Genomic DNA, 17,410 nt, shown 5'->3' on the forward strand with positions numbered 1-17,410 from the left:
AGTAGCTCCGCTACGAGGGCTTCCGCCCGGCACGCCGAGAGCACGCACCGAACGCCGCTCCTTCTCCCACGGAGATCCATCAGAAGGGCCCTAGCGGCCCGGTCCCGTGGGACGGCGGTCCGCCGGGAACCGGCGGGCCGCCGCGTTTCGTCACTCCAACGGACCGACGAGGAGGTGGGCGGGATGGGTGCCGGTGCGTGGCAGCCGCTGCCGGACGGGCTGCCGCCGGAGGTACGGAACTTCGTGGAGCGGCTGCGGCAGCTCAAGGACGGCACGGGCCTCAGTCTGGCCTCGCTCGGCGCCCGCACCGCGTACAGCAAGTCCTCCTGGCAGCGTTACCTCAACGCCGTCCAGCCCCCGCCCCTGCAGGCCGTCGCCGCGCTCTGCCAGGTGGCGGGCCTGACGGGCCCGGACGCCGAACGGCACGTCGTGCGCTGGGAACTGGCCGTCGAGGCCTGGCCGCGCCCGGCGGCGGCGACCCCGGGTGAGGGGTACGAGGACGACCCCACGGTCCCCTGGTGGGAGCGCCTGGACGACGAGCCCCCGCCGCGCCCCGCCGGGCGGCTCCTCCTCTACGCGGTCCTGCTGCTGCTCGTCCTGCTGCTGACGGCGGTCGGGGGCGCGGTCGCGTTCGGGTGACGGGTGGTTGACAGGCGGGGGATGTGTCCCGAATCGTCAGTACATCGGTGTGGGGGTACTGATGGGGGGATTTCATGCCTCGTTGGCGGGAGTTGCCGGACGGACTCGACCCGCAGGTGCGGGTGTTCGCCGAGCAGTTGCGCGAGGTGGTGGACCGCGCGGGGCTGAGCGTCGCCTCGGTGGCGGACCGCACGGGATACGGCAGGTCCTCCTGGGAGCGGTACCTCGACGGCCGGCTCCTCGCCCCCAGGAGCGCGGTCGTCGCCCTCGCCGAGATCACCGGCACCCCGGTGATCCGTCTGACGACGATGCGGGAGCTGGCCGAGGCCGCCTGGAGCCGCTCCGAGACCCAGCGTGCGGAGAGCGTGGCGGCGGCCGCGGCGCCCCTGGGGGAGTTCGGGCCGCCGCCGCTGCCCGCGGGGCAGGGGGCCGCGCGGCGCGGCGGGCCGCTGCGGGTGACGCTGTTCCTCGCCGGGGTCGCGGGTGTGGCGCTGGTCGCCGTGGGCGCCTTCGTGCTGACCGGCGGCCGGGACGCGCGGCAGACGACGGTGCGCGCGGGCACGTCACCCGCCGCACCGGCCGCCCCGAGCACGTCCCTCCCCGCGGGGGTGCGGTGCAGCGGGTCCGGCTGCACGGGAAAGGACGCGGAGGAGATGGGGTGCGGCGGCGACCTGGTCACCACGGCGAAGAGCGCGATGATCGGCACGACCCGGGTCGAGGTCCGCTACAGCAGAACGTGCGGAGCCGCCTGGGGCCGGATCACCCAGGCCGCGCCCGGGGACGAGGTCCGGGTGAAGGCCGGCTCCCTCCAGCGGACCGCGGCGCTCACGACCGCCGGCGGGACGATCGCGTACACCCCGATGATCGCGGTGGGCCGCGCCGACCAGGCGAGGGCGTGCGCGGTACTGGCGTCGGGGGCGGAGGGCTGCACGCGCTAGAGATCTTCGGGCCCTGGTCTCCAAGGCCCCGGCGGTGCCCGTGGCCCGGCGGGGTGCGACCGAAACACATGGTGTGACTGTGGGGTGAACTGCCGCTCACTTGATGTAATGTCCATGCCATGACTGCCATGGTGAGCAGGTCCCTGATCGGTTCTGCTCTGACCGCCGTCGTGATCCTTCTCGCGCCCACGGTGCAGCAGCCGCAGGCCGCCGAACGGCCCGCCCCTGCCGCCCTTGCCGCTCCCGCCGCTCCCGCCGCCGAACCGGCCGCCGCCTGGACTCCGCCGCTGAGCACCAGGGGGCGCTACATCGTCGACGCAACCGGCAACCGCTTCAAGCTGAAGTCCGGCAACTGGCATGGCGCCAGCGGCACTTGGAACGGATCGGGGAACGCCGACGACAACGCGTCCCACCACGCGGGCGAGAACTCGGGCCGGATGCCCCTCGGTCTGGATCGTGCCGCGATCACCGACATCGTCTCCGGCTTCCGGGAACTCGGTGTCAACAGCGTCAGGCTGCCCTTCTCCAACGAGATGGTGCACGATGCCCGACCGGTCACGGACGCCTCCGTGGCGGCCAACCCGGGCCTGCGGGGCCGTACTCCGCTTCAGGTCTACGACGCGGTGGTCGCGGCACTCACCGATGCCGGGCTTGCCGTCATCCTCAACAACCACACCAACACCACGCGTTGGTGCTGCGCCGTGGACGGCAACGAACGGTGGAACGCCTCCCAGACCACCGAGGCGTGGGAGAACGACTGGCTGTTCATGGCGCGTCGCTACCGGGACAACAAGCGTGTCGTCGGCGCCGACCTCTACAACGAGGTCCGCCGCAACATCCTGGACGACCCCAACTGGGGCCTCGGCGACGACCACGACTGGTTCGCGGCGTCCCAGCACCTGGGGGACCGCATCCTCCAGGAGGCCGATCCGGACCTGCTGATCATCGTCGAGGGCATCAACTGGACCGGAATCCCCGTCGACGGACTCCCGCACGCCCGCCCCACACTGGAGCCGGTGCAACGGCTCTCACACACGCTGGTGAGGTCCGGCAAGCTGGTGTATTCCGCGCACTTCTACGACTACACGGGCCCCAACCACAGCGGCGCGACCGGCACCGGCGAGACCAGTGACCCCCGCTACCGCGACTTCACCCCGGCAGAACTGCGTGATGTGCTGTACCGGCAGGCGTTCTACGTCGCCGACCAGCCGGACCGGCACTTCACCGCGCCCGTGTGGATCAGCGAGTTCGGCATCGGCGGCCGCGACGAGACCGGAGCGGCACAGCGGGCCTGGTTCGAGAACTTCGTCGACCAGCTCATCGCGACCGACGCCGACTTCGCCTACTGGCCGCTGGTCGGCTGGCACGAGAACCGCAAGGGCAACGGCTGGGCCCTCCTCAGCTGGGACGCGGCCGGCAACCGCATGGGCCTGTACGACGGCGACGACTGGCGGGCCGCGGCCTGGACCCGGCTCGTCACCGCGGCCGGCCGGACCGGCCCCGTCGCGCCGACGAGTCACTGGTCGATGCTCAGTCCCGACCACGCGGACTTCGACCAGTCCCTGCGGATGCGCGCGCTGCCCGACTGGGACGCCGGAGCCCGCAAGGCGGTCTGCCCGGACGGTGAGCGTCTGATCGGCCTCGGCCACACCGGCAACCGGGGCCTGTGCACCGACACCACCGCAGGGGACCTCTGGGGCGCTTCAGCCCCCTACGAGGCCGTCGCCGACGAACGGTACGTCACCGCGGGCAACGACTGGGCCTCCGGATACACCAAGCTCCAGTGCCCGCCGAACGCCTTCCTCATCGGATACAGCGTCCGAGGTGCAGCCGTCTCCCGGGCCCTGTGCGCCGCCTCGGGCACGCCCCTGGGCGCGACCGGCCGCACGGTGTGGTTCGACCGGGGCGACAACCGGCCGGCCACCGGTAGGGGAGGTGACTTCGCGTACGGCCAGTACAAAGGGCAGTGCGCGGACGACGAGTACGCCGCCGGCATCGCGTACACCGGCCGGGTGGGATCCTCCCGGACACCGGACGCCCTGTACTGCCGCACCCTGCGCTGACCACCAACGGCAGCCGCCCGGGCCGAGAGAAAAAAGCCGACGCACAGGAATACCCAACCCGGGGGTGGGCACGCGAACGTTACCCCCACGGGAGTCCGGCCACGACCCGGTACCCCCACCAGGCGGCCGCCAGGTTCCACCTCTCCCGGACCGGCGGCCGCCGTTTCCCGTTCTGCGGAGCGCGCCGCTGGCCCGGCTGTGGGGCGGGCCACACAACCCCGGACGTCCGGGATCCCGGATGCGCGATAGCCTGACCGCTGGTTGGATCTCTTGATACCAAGAGATCGATCAAATGTACGGTCTGTACGTCTGTACGTCTCATCCGGGGCAGGGACGCCCCACCGACAGCTGTCATACGGAGAACGCCATGACCCGCACTCCCGTGAACGTCACCGTCACCGGCGCGGCCGGCCAGATCGGTTACGCCCTGCTCTTCCGCATCGCCTCCGGCCAGCTGCTCGGCGCGGACGTGCCGGTCAAGCTGCGCCTGCTGGAGATCACCCCCGCGCTGAAGGCCGCCGAGGGCACCGCGATGGAGCTCGACGACTGCGCCTTCCCGCTCCTTCAGGGCATCGACATCACGGACGACCCGAACGTCGCCTTCGACGGCACCAACGTCGCCCTCCTCGTGGGCGCCCGCCCCCGCACCAAGGGCATGGAGCGCGGTGACCTGCTGTCCGCCAACGGCGGCATCTTCAAGCCGCAGGGCAAGGCCATCAACGACCACGCCGCGGACGACATCAAGGTCCTCGTCGTCGGCAACCCGGCCAACACCAACGCTCTGATCGCCCAGGCCGCGGCCCCGGACGTACCGGCCGAGCGCTTCACCGCGATGACCCGCCTCGACCACAACCGCGCGCTGACCCAGCTCGCGAAGAAGACGGGCACCACGGTCGCCGACATCAAGCGCCTGACCATCTGGGGCAACCACTCCGCCACCCAGTACCCCGACATCTTCCACGCCACGGTCGCCGGCAAGAACGCGGCGGAGGTCGTGAACGACGAGCAGTGGCTCGCCGACGACTTCATCCCGACCGTCGCCAAGCGCGGCGCGGCCATCATCGAGGCCCGCGGCGCGTCCTCGGCCGCCTCCGCCGCCAACGCCGCGATCGACCACGTCCACACCTGGGTCAACGGCACGGCGGACGGCGACTGGACCTCCATGGGCATCCCGTCGGACGGCTCCTACGGCGTCCCCGAGGGCCTCATCTCGTCCTTCCCGGTCACCACGAAGGACGGCGTGTACGAGATCGTCCAGGGCCTGGACATCAACGAGTTCTCCCGCGCCCGCATCGACGCGTCGGTGAAGGAGCTCGAGGAGGAGCGCGAGGCGGTCCGCGGCCTCGGCCTCATCTGACCGGCGAACGGAGGAGGACCCCGGCATCTCTGCCGGGGTCCTCTTGTGTCAGTGCTTCACGGCACCCACGAAGGCCGCCCAGGCGGCGGCGCCGATGAGGAGGGTCCCCCGGGCGGGGTCCTTGCTGTCGCGCACGGGGACGAGGGTGGGGATGTGGTCGGCGACTTCGAGGCAGTTGCCGCCGTCGGGGTTGCTGTGGCTGGACTTGCGCCAGGTTGCGTGGCTCAGGTCGATGGCTCGCACGGCAGGTCCTCCAAGATCCGCGTGATGAACTCCTGTGACTCGGCCGGGGAAAATGCCAGGTCACGCGTAGCATCGTACGCACGCTGCAGTCGTTCGACCGCTGCGTTTTCCTCGATCAGCTCACCTCTGTGCGCGGTCTCGACGTACGCGACGATCGAGTTGAGCGGCAGCCGCAGGAACATCGTGTCGGTGTTGACCAGGTCGTACAACCCGGCACGGTGCGGGAGCACTTGCAGGGAGACGTGGTAGCGCTCCGACATCGCCAGCAGATGCTCCACCTGCTTCCGCCACTCCAGGGTGTCCCTCAGCGGTGTGCGCAGCACCGCCTCGGCGAGGATGGCCCGGAACCGGGGTGCGCCGTCCACGTCCAGCAACTTCTGTCGGCCAAGGCGGGCTTCGACCTGCTGCTCCAGTGCCTTGTCCTTGAGGCCGCCCAGTGAGAGAACCGCGCGTGCGTAACCGGCGGTCTGGAGGAGGCCCGGAATCGTACTCACGGAGAACTGGTACAGACTCGCCGCCTCTGCCTCCAGCTCCATGTACCTGCGGTACTGCTCCTTGAACTGGCCGTTGTCCCCCAGCGCCAGTTCCCACAGGGCGAGCAACAGGCCCGTCGGCAGCCCGTAGTGCGTCTCCAGCGCCTCCACGACCTCGGGGCTGCCCAAGCTGACGCCACTCTCCATCTTGCCCAGGGTCGAAGTGTCCCAGCCGAGCCGATCGCTCAGCTCCCGCAGGGTCTCCCCGCTCCGGTTCCGGAGTAACCGCAACTCCTCCGCGAACCGTTTCCGAGGCTGCTGACTCCGTCCGGTGACCACTCGTCTCGCGGGCATGCTGTGCTCCTCCACGCGGCTCTGTGTAACTGCCCTGACACGAAGAGTAGTTCAGTCCTCAGTGACTCAACCCACTTTCGGCCATGGATTGCGCATGCAACCTGAGGTCGGGGGCAGATGGACGCCCATGCTCGACGGAAACCAGCACGCAGCCGACACCGTCCACGCCGGAGGCGAGTGGCACCCGGCTCTCTCCGGCGACACCCGCGAGGTCGTCGACCCCGCCGACGGCCGCCCCTTCGCCGTGGTCGCCGAGGGCGACGAGCGGGACGCCGACCGTGCGGTCGGGGCTGCCCGGCGCGCCTTCGACCAGGGGGACTGGCCGCGCATCCCGGCCCGCGAGCGGGCCGCCCTGCTGCACCGCGTCGCCGACCTGCTCATACGCGACCGCGAACGGCTCGGTCTGCTGGAGAGCCGTGACGCCGGCAAGACCCTCGAAGAGGGCCGGGTCGACATCGACTGTGTCGCGGACGCCTTCCGCTACTTCGCCGACCTGGTGGCGTCGGAGGCGCCCGGTCGGGTCGTGGACGCGGGTTCGGCCGACATCCACAGCGTCGTCGTCCACGAACCCCTCGGCGTCTGCGCGCTGATCACGCCCTGGAACTACCCGCTTCTCCAGGCCAGTTGGAAGATCGCTCCGGCGCTCGCCGCCGGCAACACCTTTGTCGTCAAACCGAGCGAGATCACCCCGCTGAGCACCGTCGCGTTCATCGAACTGCTGGTGGAGGCCGGTCTGCCGGCCGGGGTCGCGAACCTCGTCACCGGTCCCGGGCACTCGGCCGGAGCCCGGCTTGCCGAGCACCCCGACGTGGACCTCGTGTCCTTCACCGGCGGCCTGGTCAGTGGCACCAAGGTCGCCCAGGCGGCCGCCCCGACCGTGAAGAAGGTCGCCCTCGAACTGGGCGGCAAGAACCCCAACGTCGTCTTCGCCGACGCCTGCGCCACCGACGAGGGCTTCGACACCGCCGTCGACCAGGCCCTCAACGCGGCCTTCATCCACAGCGGCCAGGTCTGCTCGGCCGGCTCCCGGCTGATCGTCGAGGAGTCCGTGAGGGACCGTTTCGTCGCCGAACTCGCCCGCCGGGCCGGGCTGATCCGGCTCGGCCGGGGCACCGAGGACGGCGTCGAGTGCGGACCGCTGGTCTCCGAGCAGCAGCGTGCCAAGGTCGAGGCGTACGTCGACTCCGCGCTCGCCGAGGGCGCCGTCCTGCGCGGCGGCGGCAAGCGCCCGGCCCCCGCTCCCGAGCGTCCCGAGTCCGGCTACTTCTATGAGCCGACCGTCCTCGACCGCTGCCACCGCGGGATGAGGATCGTCCGGGAAGAGGTCTTCGGCCCGGTCCTCACCGTCGAGACGTTCCGCACCGAGGACGAGGCGGTCGAACTCGCCAACGACACCGAGTACGGTCTCGCCGGCGCCGTCTGGACCGCCGACGCCGGACGCGCCCGCCGGGTCGCGGGGCGGCTGCGGCACGGCACCGTCTGGATCAACGACTTCCACCCCTACCTCCCCCAGGCGGAGTGGGGCGGCTTCGGAAAGAGCGGCGTGGGCCGCGAACTCGGGCCCGCCGGGCTCGCCGAGTACCGCGAGACCAAGCACGTCTACCAGAACCTCGCGCCGAAGCCCGTCCGCTGGTTCGCCGGCTGACCCACGCCCTCCTCCGCAAGCCCCTCCTGGAGTACCTCCATGCCCCCCATGCCTGAAAACCCGTACGAGTACGACTATGTGGTCGTCGGAGGCGGAACCGCCGGTTCCGTCATCGCCTCCCGGCTCACCGAGAACCCCGACCTCACGGTCGCCGTCATCGAGGGCGGCCCCACCGACGTGGGCCGGGACGACGTCCTCACCCTGCGCCGCTGGACGGGCCTGCTCGGCGGCGAGCTGGACTACGACTACCCGACCACCGAGCAGCCGCGCGGCAACTCCCACATCCGGCACAGCCGCGCCCGGGTGCTGGGCGGCTGTTCGTCGCACAACACCCTCATCGCCTTCAAGCCGCTGCCGTCCGACTGGGACGAGTGGGAGGCGGCCGGCGCCAAGGGCTGGGGCGCGGTGCCGATGGAGGCGTACTACGCCCGGCTGCTGAACAACATCGTCCCCGTCGACGAGAAGGACCGGAACGTCATCGCCCGCGACTTCGTCGACGCGGCGCAGACGGCCCTCGGGGTGCCGCACGTGGACGGCTTCAACAAGAAGCCCTTCACCGAGGGCGTCGGCTTCTTCGACCTCGCCTACCACCCCGAGAACAACAAGCGGTCCAGCGCGTCCGTCGCCTATCTGCACCCCGTGATGGACGACCGGCCCAACCTGACCATCCTGCTGGAGACCTGGGCGTACCGGCTGGAGCTGGACGGGAGCCGCGCGCAGGGCGTGCACGTCCGCACGAAGGACGGCGAGGAGATCCTCGTCCGCGCCCGCCGCGAGGTCGTGCTGTGCGCGGGCGCGGTCGACTCGCCCCGCCTCCTCCTGCACTCCGGCATCGGCCCGCGGGCCGACCTCGAGGCGCTCGGCATCCCCGTCGCGCACGACCTTCCGGGCGTCGGCGAGAACCTCCTCGACCACCCGGAGTCGGTGATCGTCTGGGAGACGAACGGCCCGATACCGGAGAACTCCGCGATGGACTCCGACGCCGGCCTGTTCGTCCGCCGCGACCCCGGAGAACCCGGCCCCGACCTGATGTTCCACTTCTACCAGGTCCCCTTCACCGACAACCCGGAACGCCTCGGCTACGAACGCCCGCGGTACGGCGTCTCCATGACCCCCAACATCCCCAAGCCCCGCAGCCGCGGCCGCCTCTACCTGACCAGCGCCGACCCGTCGGTCAAACCGGCCCTGGACTTCCGTTACTTCACCGACGAGGACGACTACGACGGCCGCACCCTCGTCGACGGCATCAGGATCGCCCGCCGGATCGCGCGCACCGAGCCGCTGGCCGACTGGCTGAAACGCGAGGTGTGCCCGGGGCCCTCGGTCACCGGCGACGAGGAGCTCGGCGAGTACGCCCGCAAGGTCGCGCACACCGTGTACCACCCCGCGGGCACCTGCCGGATGGGCGCCGACGACGACCGGCTCGCCGTCGTCGACCCCGAGTTGCGGATCCGGGGCCTCGACGGCATCCGGATCGCCGACGCGTCCGTGTTCCCCACCATGACCGCGGTGAACCCGATGATCGGCGTGCTGATGGTCGGGGAACGAGCCGTTGACCTGATCGGAGGCGATGCCCGATGAGTACCCCCGTTTTCTCCGTCGAAGGGTTGTGGAAGGTCTTCGGTCCCAAGGCGGACCAAGTCCCCGGCGACGCCGACCTGACCGTCCTGCCGCCCGCCGAACTCCGCTCCCGCACCGGCTGCACCGCCGCCGTCCGGGACGTCTCCTTCGACGTCCGCAAGGGCGAGGTCTTCGTCGTCATGGGCCTGTCGGGGTCCGGCAAGTCCACCCTCGTCCGCTGCCTCACCCGGCTCATCGAGCCCACCGCGGGCAGCATCGCCATCGACGGCGAGGACGTCTGCGCCATGGACCGCACCCGGCTGCGCGAACTGCGCCGCCACCGCGCCGCGATGGTCTTCCAGCACTTCGGCCTCCTCCCGCACCGCACGGTCCTCGACAACGTGGCGTACGGCCTGGAGATCCAGGGCGTGGGCCGCGCCGAACGCCGCTCCCGGGCCCGGGAGGTCGTGGCCAAGGTCGGCCTGGACGGCATGGAGCAGCGCAGGCCCGGCCAGCTGTCCGGCGGCCAGCAGCAGCGCGTCGGGCTGGCGCGGGCGCTGGCCGTGGACCCCGAAGTCCTTCTTTTCGACGAGCCGTTCAGCGCGCTCGACCCGCTGATCCGGAGGGACATGCAGGAGGAGGTCGTCCGGCTGCACCGGGAGGAGGGCCGCACGATGGTCTTCATCACCCATGACCTCAGCGAGGCCCTCAAGCTCGGCGACCGCATCGCCCTGATGCGCGACGGGCAGGTCGTGCAGCTCGGCACCCCCGAGGAGATCGTCGGCAGTCCCGCCGACGACTACGTCCGCGAGTTCGTCAGGGACGTGCCGCGCGAGCAGGTCCTGACGGTACGCAGGGCCATGCGCCCGCCGACCGCGGGGGAGCAGGACAGCGGCCCGGCGCTCGTCCCGACGGCCACGGTCTCGGAGGCGATAGAGGCGGTGGCCCGCGCGGGCACGGCGGCGAGGGTGATGGACCAGGGCCGCTGTCTGGGGATCGTGGATCATGAACGGCTGATCGGAGTCGTGGCCGGGACGGAGCCGAGGATGCAGAAGGAGGCCGTCTGATGGCAACGGTCACCGCACTCACCCCCCGTCTGAGCCTCCCCGCGCCTCTCCGGCACCCCGCCGCCCGCAAGCTCGCCCTCCTCGCGCTCGCCGCCGCCGTCCTCGTCCCCCTCGCCAACGCCCTCTGGTCCAGCGGCAGTTGGCCGAAGGCGCTCACCGTCGACCTCACCAAACCGCTCACCTCCGCCGGCGACTGGATCATCGACAACCGGGACAGCCACCCCCTGTTCCTCTACTTCTTCGGCTACATCAGCAACGCGGTCGTCCTCTCCGTCCGCGCCGTCTACCTCGTCCTGCTGGCCGCGGGCTGGGCGGGCGTCACCGCGTTCGCCGCGCTGATCGCCTGGCGGACGGCCGGAGTCCGGCTCGCCGCCGGCACCGCCGCCGCGTTCCTCGCCTGCGGCCTGCTCGGCATGTGGGTGCCGACGATGCAGACCCTCGCGCTGATGGTCGTGGCCGTACTCGTCTCGGTGGTCGTGGGCGCCCTGCTGGGCCTCGCCGCCGGGCTCTCCGACCGGCTGGACCGCGCCCTGCGCCCGGTGCTGGACACCATGCAGGTGCTGCCCGCCTTCGCCTACCTCCTGCCCGTCGTCCTCGTCTTCGGCATCGGCGTCCCCGCGGCCGTCCTGGCCACCGTCGTCTATGCCGCGCCGCCCATGGCCCGCCTCACCTCGCTGGGCCTGCGCGGCGCGGACGGAGGCGTCCTGGAGGCCGTGGACTCGCTGGGCGCGACCGCGCGCCAGCGCCTGCTGACCGCCCGTATCCCCCTCGCCCGCAGGGAACTCCTCCTCGGCCTCAATCAGACGATCATGATGGCGCTGGGGATGGCGGTCATCGCGTCCGTCATCGGCGCGGGCGGCCTCGGCGACCGCGTCTACCAGGCGCTCGCCTCGGTCGACGTGGGCGCGGCCCTCGCCGCCGGCATCCCGATCGTGCTGCTCGCGGTCGTCCTGGACCGGGTCACCGGCGCGGCGGGCGGCGGTATGCCCCACATCCGCCCCGCGGTGTGGGGGTCCGTCCTCGCCGCCGCCCTGGCCGTCGCCGTCGCCGGACGGCTTGCGGGCCGCCAGGACTGGTCCGACGCCTGGACGCTGAACATCGCCGAGCCCGTCAACCGCGCCGTCGACTGGATGACCGACCACCTGTACTCGGGCGTCCCGGTGATCGGCGGCACCGCCGACTGGGCGGGCCACTTCACCACCTGGGTCCTGGACCCGGTCCGCGGCGGCCTGCAGTGGCTGCCCTGGTGGTCGCTGCTGCTCGTCGTCGCCGCCCTCGCCTGGGTGATCGGCACCTGGCGCACCGCGCTCACCGCCGTCCTCGCGATGGCCGCGACCGGCGTGCTGGGCGTGTGGACACCGGCCCTGGACACCCTCTCCCAGGTCCTCGCCGCCGTCGCCGTCACCCTCGTCCTGGGCTTCGCCACCGGCATCGCGGCGGCCCGCAGCGACCGGGTCGAGCGATGGCTGCGCCCCGTCCTCGACGTCTTCCAGACACTGCCGCAGTTCGTGTACCTGATCCCGGTCGTGGCGCTGTTCGGCGTGGGCCGCGCCCCGGCCGTCGCGGCGGCCGTCGTCTACGCCCTCCCCGCCGTCGTCCGCATCACCACCCAGGGCCTGCGCCAGGTCGACCCGGCCGCCCTGGAGTCGGCGCGCTCCCTCGGCGCCACCCCCGGCCAGCAACTGCGCCAGGTCCAGCTGCCGCTGGCCCGCCCCGCGCTGCTGCTCGCCGTCAACCAGGGGGTCGTCCTGGTCCTCGCCGTCGTCATCATCGGCGGTCTGGTCGGCGGCGGAGCGCTCGGCTACGACGCCGTCTTCGGCCTCGCGCAGGGCGATCTGGCCACCGGACTGGTCGCCGGTGCGGCCATCGTCTGCCTCGGTCTGATGCTCGACCGGGTGACCCAGCCGACCCAGCGCCGCGCGAGCAAGGGAGCCTGACATGCGACTCCGTACGACTGCCGCGGCCGGCGCCCTCCTGCTGCTCACCGGCTGCGGCGCCGCCGACATGACCAAACAGGCCTCGCCCTTCGCCAACGCGCAGGGCTCGAAGACCCTGACCCTGTCCATCCAGTCCTGGGTCGGCGCCCAGGCGAACGTGGCCGTCGCCCAGTACATCCTGGAACACGAGCTCCACTACCGCGTCGACACCGTCCAGGTCGACGAGGTCCCCGCCTGGGACGCGCTCAGCCAGGGCCGGGTCGACGCGATCCTGGAGGACTGGGGCCACCCCGACCAGGAGAAACGCTACGTCGACGACAAGAAGACCATCGCGCGCGGCGGCGACCTCGGCGTCACCGGGCACATCGGCTGGTTCGTCCCGACGTACCTCGTGAAGCAGCACCCGGACATCACGAACTGGAAGAACCTGAACAAGTACGCCTCCCTCTTCCGCACCCCGGAGAGCGGCGGCAAGGGCCAGCTGATGGACGGCTCCCCGTCCTACGTCACCAACGACAAGGCACTGGTGACGAACCTGCACCTGGACTACCAGGTGGTGTTCGCCGGCTCGGAGGCCGCGCAGATCACCCAGATCAGGCAGTTCGCCAAGGAGAAGAAGCCCTTCCTCACCTACTGGTACGCCCCCCAGTGGCTGTTCAAGAAGGTCCCGATGACCGAGGTGAAGCTGCCCGCCTACAAGGAGGGCTGCGACGCCGACCCGGCGAAGGTCGCCTGCGCCTACCCGCACACTCCCCTGAAGAAGTACCTCAACGCGGACTTCGCGAAGGACGGCGGCAAGGCGGCCGCGTTCCTGAAGAGGTTCAAGTGGACCACCGAGGACCAGAACGAGGTCTCCCTGATGATCGCCGACCAGAAGCTGTCCCCCGAGGACGCGGCGAAGAAGTGGGTGGACAGGCACCCCTCCACCTGGAAGGCGTGGCTGTCCTGACACGACTTCCGGTCACGACCCCTCCTCCTGAATTCGAATTCGCGGATATAGTCACCCCATGAGCAACAGCGATCAGATATCCCGTGTGGCCCTGAAGAAAATCACCCCCGACGTGTCCAAGGCGATGGGCTCCCTGCATGCCGCGGCCGTTTCCGCAGCGGCCGACGCCAAGGTCGACCCGGAGCTTCTCGAACTGGTCAGGATCCGCGCCTCCCAGCTCAACGGCTGCGCGTTCTGCCTCGACATGCACACCAAGGACGCCCGCGCCGAGGGCGAGACCGAACAGCGCATCTACGCGCTGAACGCCTGGCGGGAGACCCCGTTCTTCACCGAACGGGAGCGTGCCGCACTGGCGTTGACCGAGTCGGTGACCTTCGTCGCCGACGGCCATGTGCCGGACGACGTCTACGCCGAGGCCGCGGAGGTCTTCGACGAGCAGCAGGTGGCCGCGCTGATCTGGGCGGTGACCGTCATCAACGCGTACAACCGGATCGCCATTGCCACCCGCATGGCCCCCGGGGCCTACCAGCCCGCCAAGAAGTAATCAGGGAAACAATCGAAAAGTGCAGCAGAATTCGGGCATCGGCGTAATTCGCCGATGCCCGTCGTTTTATGTCTGCTATTGATTCGGCAGTGGCTCCGAAAGGTCCTCCAGCCAGTGCCGCCATTCGGCCGCCCGCACCGCGGGACCGGCATTCATCGCATCTCCCGTCCAGCCCGTCACCGGCCGGATCCCGTGCAGCGCGTTCACGAGCCACACCTCCCGCCCGGCCAGCTCCGCCACCGTCCGCTCCCGGTGGGCGACGGGGATCCCGGACCGCACGGCCCGCTCCTGGATCAGCCCGGCGGTGATCCCGGGAAGTACCGGCGACCCGGCCGGAGGCAGGCACAGACAGTCGTCCTCCCACCACAGCACGCTCGCCGTCGGCGACTCCAGCACCTTCCCCGCGGGGTCGACCAGGATCGCTTCCTGAGCGCCTTCCCCGACCGCCCGGCCGCGGACCCGGGCCAGCGTGTCCAGGTCCGGTCCCTTGCGGCGGGGCAGGGCCCGCGGGTCGGGCTGCCCGGCCGCCCACAGCCGTACCTCGGAGCCGAGCGGTGGCGCGTGCCGCAGCCGCAGCCGCAGTTCCAGCGATCCGGCCGCGAGTTCCACCCGGGGGAACCACTCACCCCTACGCGGAAGCACGGCCGTCATGTCGTGCCAGAACTCGACCAGCCGGCGCGGCCCCGGCCCGTCCGACTCGGCGCAGGCCCGCAGGAACCGCTCCCGGTGCCGCCCGTACCCGCGCACCCGGCCCTCGCTCACCAGCCACGAGTCCGCGACCAGCAGCGGACCGTCCGCCACCCGGTCCGCCCCCGGGGACAGCCCCCGGCTGGGTGTCCAGGCCAGCAGCCCTTCCTCGGCCGCCAGTTGTGCAGTCACCCGTACCTCCTCAGTACTTCCGGCCCGCCAGCGCCGGCGCCCCGTGCCGGGGACCGTACGGCGCGTGCTCCAGCCACGACCCGCACGACGGCAGCACCGGCGAGAGAGCGGCCGCCGCGCGCTGCCGGAGCCGTACGATCCGCCGCGTGGGCCGCAGATGGTCCAGGGCGACCCCGGCGGCCTCGCTGTTGAACAGGCCCGCGGCGCGCCGCACCTCCGCGAAGGCGTCCACCGCCTCCGGGGTGCCGGCGGCGACGGCCTCGGCGGCGGCCGCCGCGTCCGCGATCCCGCTGTTCATGCCCCGCGCGCCGAACGGCGGGAACAGATGCGCCGCCTCCCCGACGAGCAGCACCCGCCGGTGCGGGTCGGTGAAGGAGGCCGCGACCTTGCGCAGGAAACGGTACGTCGACACCCACAGGATCCGGTCGGCGTAGCCGTCGCCCACGACGCCGGGGAGCCAGCGCCGTACCGCCTCCTCGGTGCCGTAGGCCTCCTCCGCGTCGTCGTCCCGGCACTGCAGGTCCACCTGGAAGCCGCCGGTGAACGGCACCCGCATCACACTGCGGCCCCCGACACCCGGATGCTCGTAGTGGAAGACCCGCTCCAGCGGCAGTTCGGCGCCCGCCACGTCCGCCACGTCGACGACCACGTGGAAGCCCTCGCCCCGGGTCCCCTCCAGGGCGATGCCCAGCGCCTCCCGGACCGCCGAGCGGGCGCCGTCCGCGGCGACCACGTACGCGGCGTTCCACTCGCGCCCGTCCGCCCCGGTCAGCGACACCCCGGAGGCGGCGGTGCGGACCTCCGTGACGCGGGCGTCCCACACGAACTCCACGCCCTCCTGCTCGCAGGCGGCGCGCAGGAAGCGCTCGGTGTCCAGCTGGCGCAGGCTCGTGAACGGCGGCAGGCCCGACGGGGGCGGGAAGGTACGCGCGTACACCTCGCGGCCCCGGTAGAGAGTGCGCCGGGTGTGCCAGGTCCGGCCGTACGCCGTGATCTCGGCGGCCAGCCCCGGACACATCCCGTCCAGCAGCCGCAGGGTCTCCCGGTGCACGAACAGGGCCCGGCTGCCCGGCCGTTCGCGGTCCTCGGCGTCGGCCTCCAGCACCACCACCGGCAGCCCGCGCGCCCGCAGCCCGAGCGCCGCCGACAGACCGACCGGGCCGGCGCCGACGACCACGGCCGGCTTCACGCGCGGACGCCCTCGGCGAGCATGCGGGTGATCTCCACCCGCTTCACCTTCCAGGTCGCCGTCATCGGCAGCTCCTCGAACCGCCACTGCCGGGGCTCGGCCATCTCGGGCAGATCGGCCGTGGCCTCCCGCCACCTCTCCGGGTCCAGGGGCGCCTCGCCCCGTACGCACACCACCGGTACCGGCTCCCGGTCCGCCCCCGGCACGATGACCACCTCACGCAGCTCCTCGAGCCGGTCCATCAGCGTGTCCTCGACCTCCAGATTGCTGTGCACGGCGTCGATCTGGTCGATCTCCCGGTCGATCAGGTACAGCCCGCCGAGCCGGCTGCGGTAGCCCATGTCGCCCATCTGCCACCAGCCGTCGGTGAGCTGACGGTCGTACTGCTCCCGCGCGCCCAGGTAGGTGAGGATCCGGCCCCGGGTGCGGGCCTCGATCCGGCCGGGCGTGCCCGGCGCGAGCCGCTGTCCCTCCGGCCCGGTCACCCGCACCCGGGTGAAGCCGGGGATGCCGGTGCCGACCCGGCGGCCGTCCGCGCGGGCGGCCGAGCGCCGGGTGAACCACTGGAACGCCACAGGGCCGGTCTCGCTCTGCCCGTACAGCTGGATCAGCCAGGGCGTACGCCGCTTCGAGGCGTCGAGCAGCCGCCGGACCGTGCGCGGGTGGATCGCGTCGAACGTCGAGCCGTAGGACTTCACCCGCGACAGCGGCGCGCCGGGCGCGTCGGCCAACTCCTCCCACAGCACGAAGGTGTTGGGGTGGGTCTCGACGATGCCCGGGCGGTGGCGGACCAGAAGCGGGCCCACGGACGCCGGGTCCGGGTCGGTGATCAGCAGCAGCGGGCTGCCGAAGTGCAGCAGCACACCGAGCAGGTGGTAGAAGCGCGAGTGCACGAACGACATGTGCAGCGCCGCGACCTCGCCACGGGTCGGCCAGCCCATCGCCTTCTGCGGCACCAGCCGGTTCCACATGGTGTTCGCGCAGTGCACGGCCAGCTTGGGGATCCCCGTGGTGCCCGAGCTGTGGGTGATCAGGGCGGGCTCACGCGGATGCATCCGGACGGCCCTCGGCACCTCGGCGCCCGCGTACTTCTCCAGGGACTCGCCGCCCGGCGTGTCCGCCACGGTGAGGACCCGCCGTACGAGAGCGGAGTCCAGGCCGTCCAGCGGGCCGTCCAGCTTCGCCGAGTCGGTGACCAGCCAGGGCTGCTGGAGACGCTCGAGGAGCCGGACCACCACCGGGCCCGCCAGTGCCGGCGACAGCAGCACCGGCACCGCGCCGATCCGGGAGAGCGCACAGGTCAGCAGCACGATGTCGACGTTGTCCGTCTTGTGCACGACCACCTGTTCGGAGGGCCGCACCCCGGCCGCCCACAGGCGTCCCGACAGGTCCTCGACCACGTCGGCCAGGATCGCGTAGTTGAGCGCCGTGCCGAGGCCGGGATGGGTGTCCAGCGGCCGGTCCAGGGTGACGAACACGTTGCCGTGCCGGCCGGCGGCCTCCCGGAACATCGGCCCCAGGTAGAACCCGCGGTCGGCGAGGAGGGGTTGCTGTGACATGGGGGACTTCCTCT

At 71.6% G+C, this 17,410-nt stretch carries 15 protein-coding genes; 10 read left to right on the forward strand and 5 right to left on the reverse strand.

Features of this window, described 5'->3' with window-relative positions; genetic code table 11:
• Positions 1-183: 183 nt before the first annotated feature.
• The 4 genes from ABT057_RS10695 (at position 184) to ABT057_RS10710 (ending at position 4,997) form a co-directional block, all read left to right on the forward strand.
• On the forward strand, positions 184-639 hold the full coding sequence (locus ABT057_RS10695) for a helix-turn-helix domain-containing protein (RefSeq protein WP_352342174.1): 456 nt from the start codon (positions 184-186) through the stop codon (positions 637-639).
• Positions 640-713: 74 nt separating this feature from the next.
• Positions 714-1,577: a helix-turn-helix domain-containing protein gene (locus ABT057_RS10700; protein ID WP_352342175.1), complete on the forward strand. Its 864-nt coding sequence runs from the start codon at positions 714-716 to the stop codon at positions 1,575-1,577.
• Between the two features lie 119 nt (positions 1,578-1,696).
• Positions 1,697-3,640 (forward strand): glycoside hydrolase family 5 protein, encoded by a 1,944-nt coding sequence (locus tag ABT057_RS10705; protein WP_352342176.1) that lies wholly within the window; start codon positions 1,697-1,699, stop codon positions 3,638-3,640.
• A gap of 367 nt (positions 3,641-4,007) precedes the next feature.
• Positions 4,008-4,997, forward strand: a complete 990-nt coding sequence (locus ABT057_RS10710) for a malate dehydrogenase (protein ID WP_352342178.1) — start codon at positions 4,008-4,010, stop codon at positions 4,995-4,997.
• A gap of 48 nt (positions 4,998-5,045) precedes the next feature.
• Here ABT057_RS10710 and ABT057_RS10715 read toward each other — a convergent pair whose 3' ends face one another.
• Together ABT057_RS10715 and ABT057_RS10720 are read right to left on the reverse strand one after the other, a co-directional pair.
• Entirely contained in the window at positions 5,046-5,240 is a 195-nt protein-coding gene (locus tag ABT057_RS10715) for a DUF397 domain-containing protein (protein WP_352342180.1), read from the reverse strand.
• Positions 5,222-6,067, reverse strand: a complete 846-nt coding sequence (locus tag ABT057_RS10720; RefSeq protein ID WP_352342182.1) for a helix-turn-helix domain-containing protein — start codon at positions 6,065-6,067, stop codon at positions 5,222-5,224. Before ABT057_RS10720 ends, ABT057_RS10715 begins: the two co-directional genes overlap by 19 nt.
• Before the next feature lie 127 nt (positions 6,068-6,194).
• On the opposite strand from ABT057_RS10720, the gene ABT057_RS10725 reads away from it, so the two are divergent.
• The 6 genes from ABT057_RS10725 to ABT057_RS10750 are packed head-to-tail and all read left to right on the forward strand — an operon-like array spanning position 6,195 to position 13,769.
• Complete coding sequence (locus ABT057_RS10725) at positions 6,195-7,712, forward strand: aldehyde dehydrogenase family protein (protein ID WP_352342509.1); 1,518 nt, start codon at positions 6,195-6,197, stop codon at positions 7,710-7,712.
• A gap of 48 nt (positions 7,713-7,760) precedes the next feature.
• The gene (locus tag ABT057_RS10730; protein ID WP_352342184.1) at positions 7,761-9,293 is read left to right on the forward strand and encodes a GMC family oxidoreductase; all 1,533 of its coding nucleotides are present in this window, start codon (positions 7,761-7,763) and stop codon (positions 9,291-9,293) included.
• Complete coding sequence (locus ABT057_RS10735; RefSeq protein ID WP_352342185.1) at positions 9,290-10,339, forward strand: quaternary amine ABC transporter ATP-binding protein; 1,050 nt, start codon at positions 9,290-9,292, stop codon at positions 10,337-10,339. The genes ABT057_RS10730 and ABT057_RS10735 overlap by 4 nt, the downstream gene beginning before the upstream one ends.
• A complete protein-coding gene (locus ABT057_RS10740; RefSeq protein ID WP_352342186.1) occupies positions 10,339-12,276 on the forward strand; it encodes an ABC transporter permease in 1,938 nt (645 codons plus the stop codon). Before ABT057_RS10735 ends, ABT057_RS10740 begins: the two co-directional genes overlap by 1 nt.
• Before the next feature lies 1 nt (position 12,277).
• A complete protein-coding gene (locus ABT057_RS10745) occupies positions 12,278-13,225 on the forward strand; it encodes an ABC transporter substrate-binding protein (protein WP_352342187.1) in 948 nt (315 codons plus the stop codon).
• 58 nt (positions 13,226-13,283) lie between these two features.
• Positions 13,284-13,769 carry a carboxymuconolactone decarboxylase family protein gene (locus ABT057_RS10750; protein WP_352342189.1) on the forward strand — a complete coding sequence of 162 codons (486 nt, stop codon included), beginning with the start codon at positions 13,284-13,286 and terminating at the stop codon, positions 13,767-13,769.
• Positions 13,770-13,844: 75 nt separating this feature from the next.
• Here the strand turns inward: ABT057_RS10750 and ABT057_RS10755 are convergent, their stop codons facing one another.
• The 3 genes from ABT057_RS10755 to ABT057_RS10765 are packed head-to-tail and all read right to left on the reverse strand — an operon-like array spanning position 13,845 to position 17,396.
• Entirely contained in the window at positions 13,845-14,648 is an 804-nt protein-coding gene (locus tag ABT057_RS10755; protein ID WP_352342190.1) for an aminotransferase class IV, read from the reverse strand.
• A 10-nt stretch (positions 14,649-14,658) separates the two neighbouring features.
• Positions 14,659-15,837: an FAD-dependent monooxygenase gene (locus ABT057_RS10760; RefSeq protein ID WP_352342191.1), complete on the reverse strand. Its 1,179-nt coding sequence runs from the start codon at positions 15,835-15,837 to the stop codon at positions 14,659-14,661.
• Positions 15,834-17,396 carry a class I adenylate-forming enzyme family protein gene (locus ABT057_RS10765; RefSeq protein ID WP_352342193.1) on the reverse strand — a complete coding sequence of 521 codons (1,563 nt, stop codon included), beginning with the start codon at positions 17,394-17,396 and terminating at the stop codon, positions 15,834-15,836. Before ABT057_RS10765 ends, ABT057_RS10760 begins: the two co-directional genes overlap by 4 nt.
• Between the last annotated feature and the right edge of the window lie 14 nt (positions 17,397-17,410).

Source organism: Streptomyces sp. NPDC002588 (genome assembly GCF_040295925.1).
Lineage (GTDB): Bacteria > Actinomycetota > Actinomycetes > Streptomycetales > Streptomycetaceae > Streptomyces.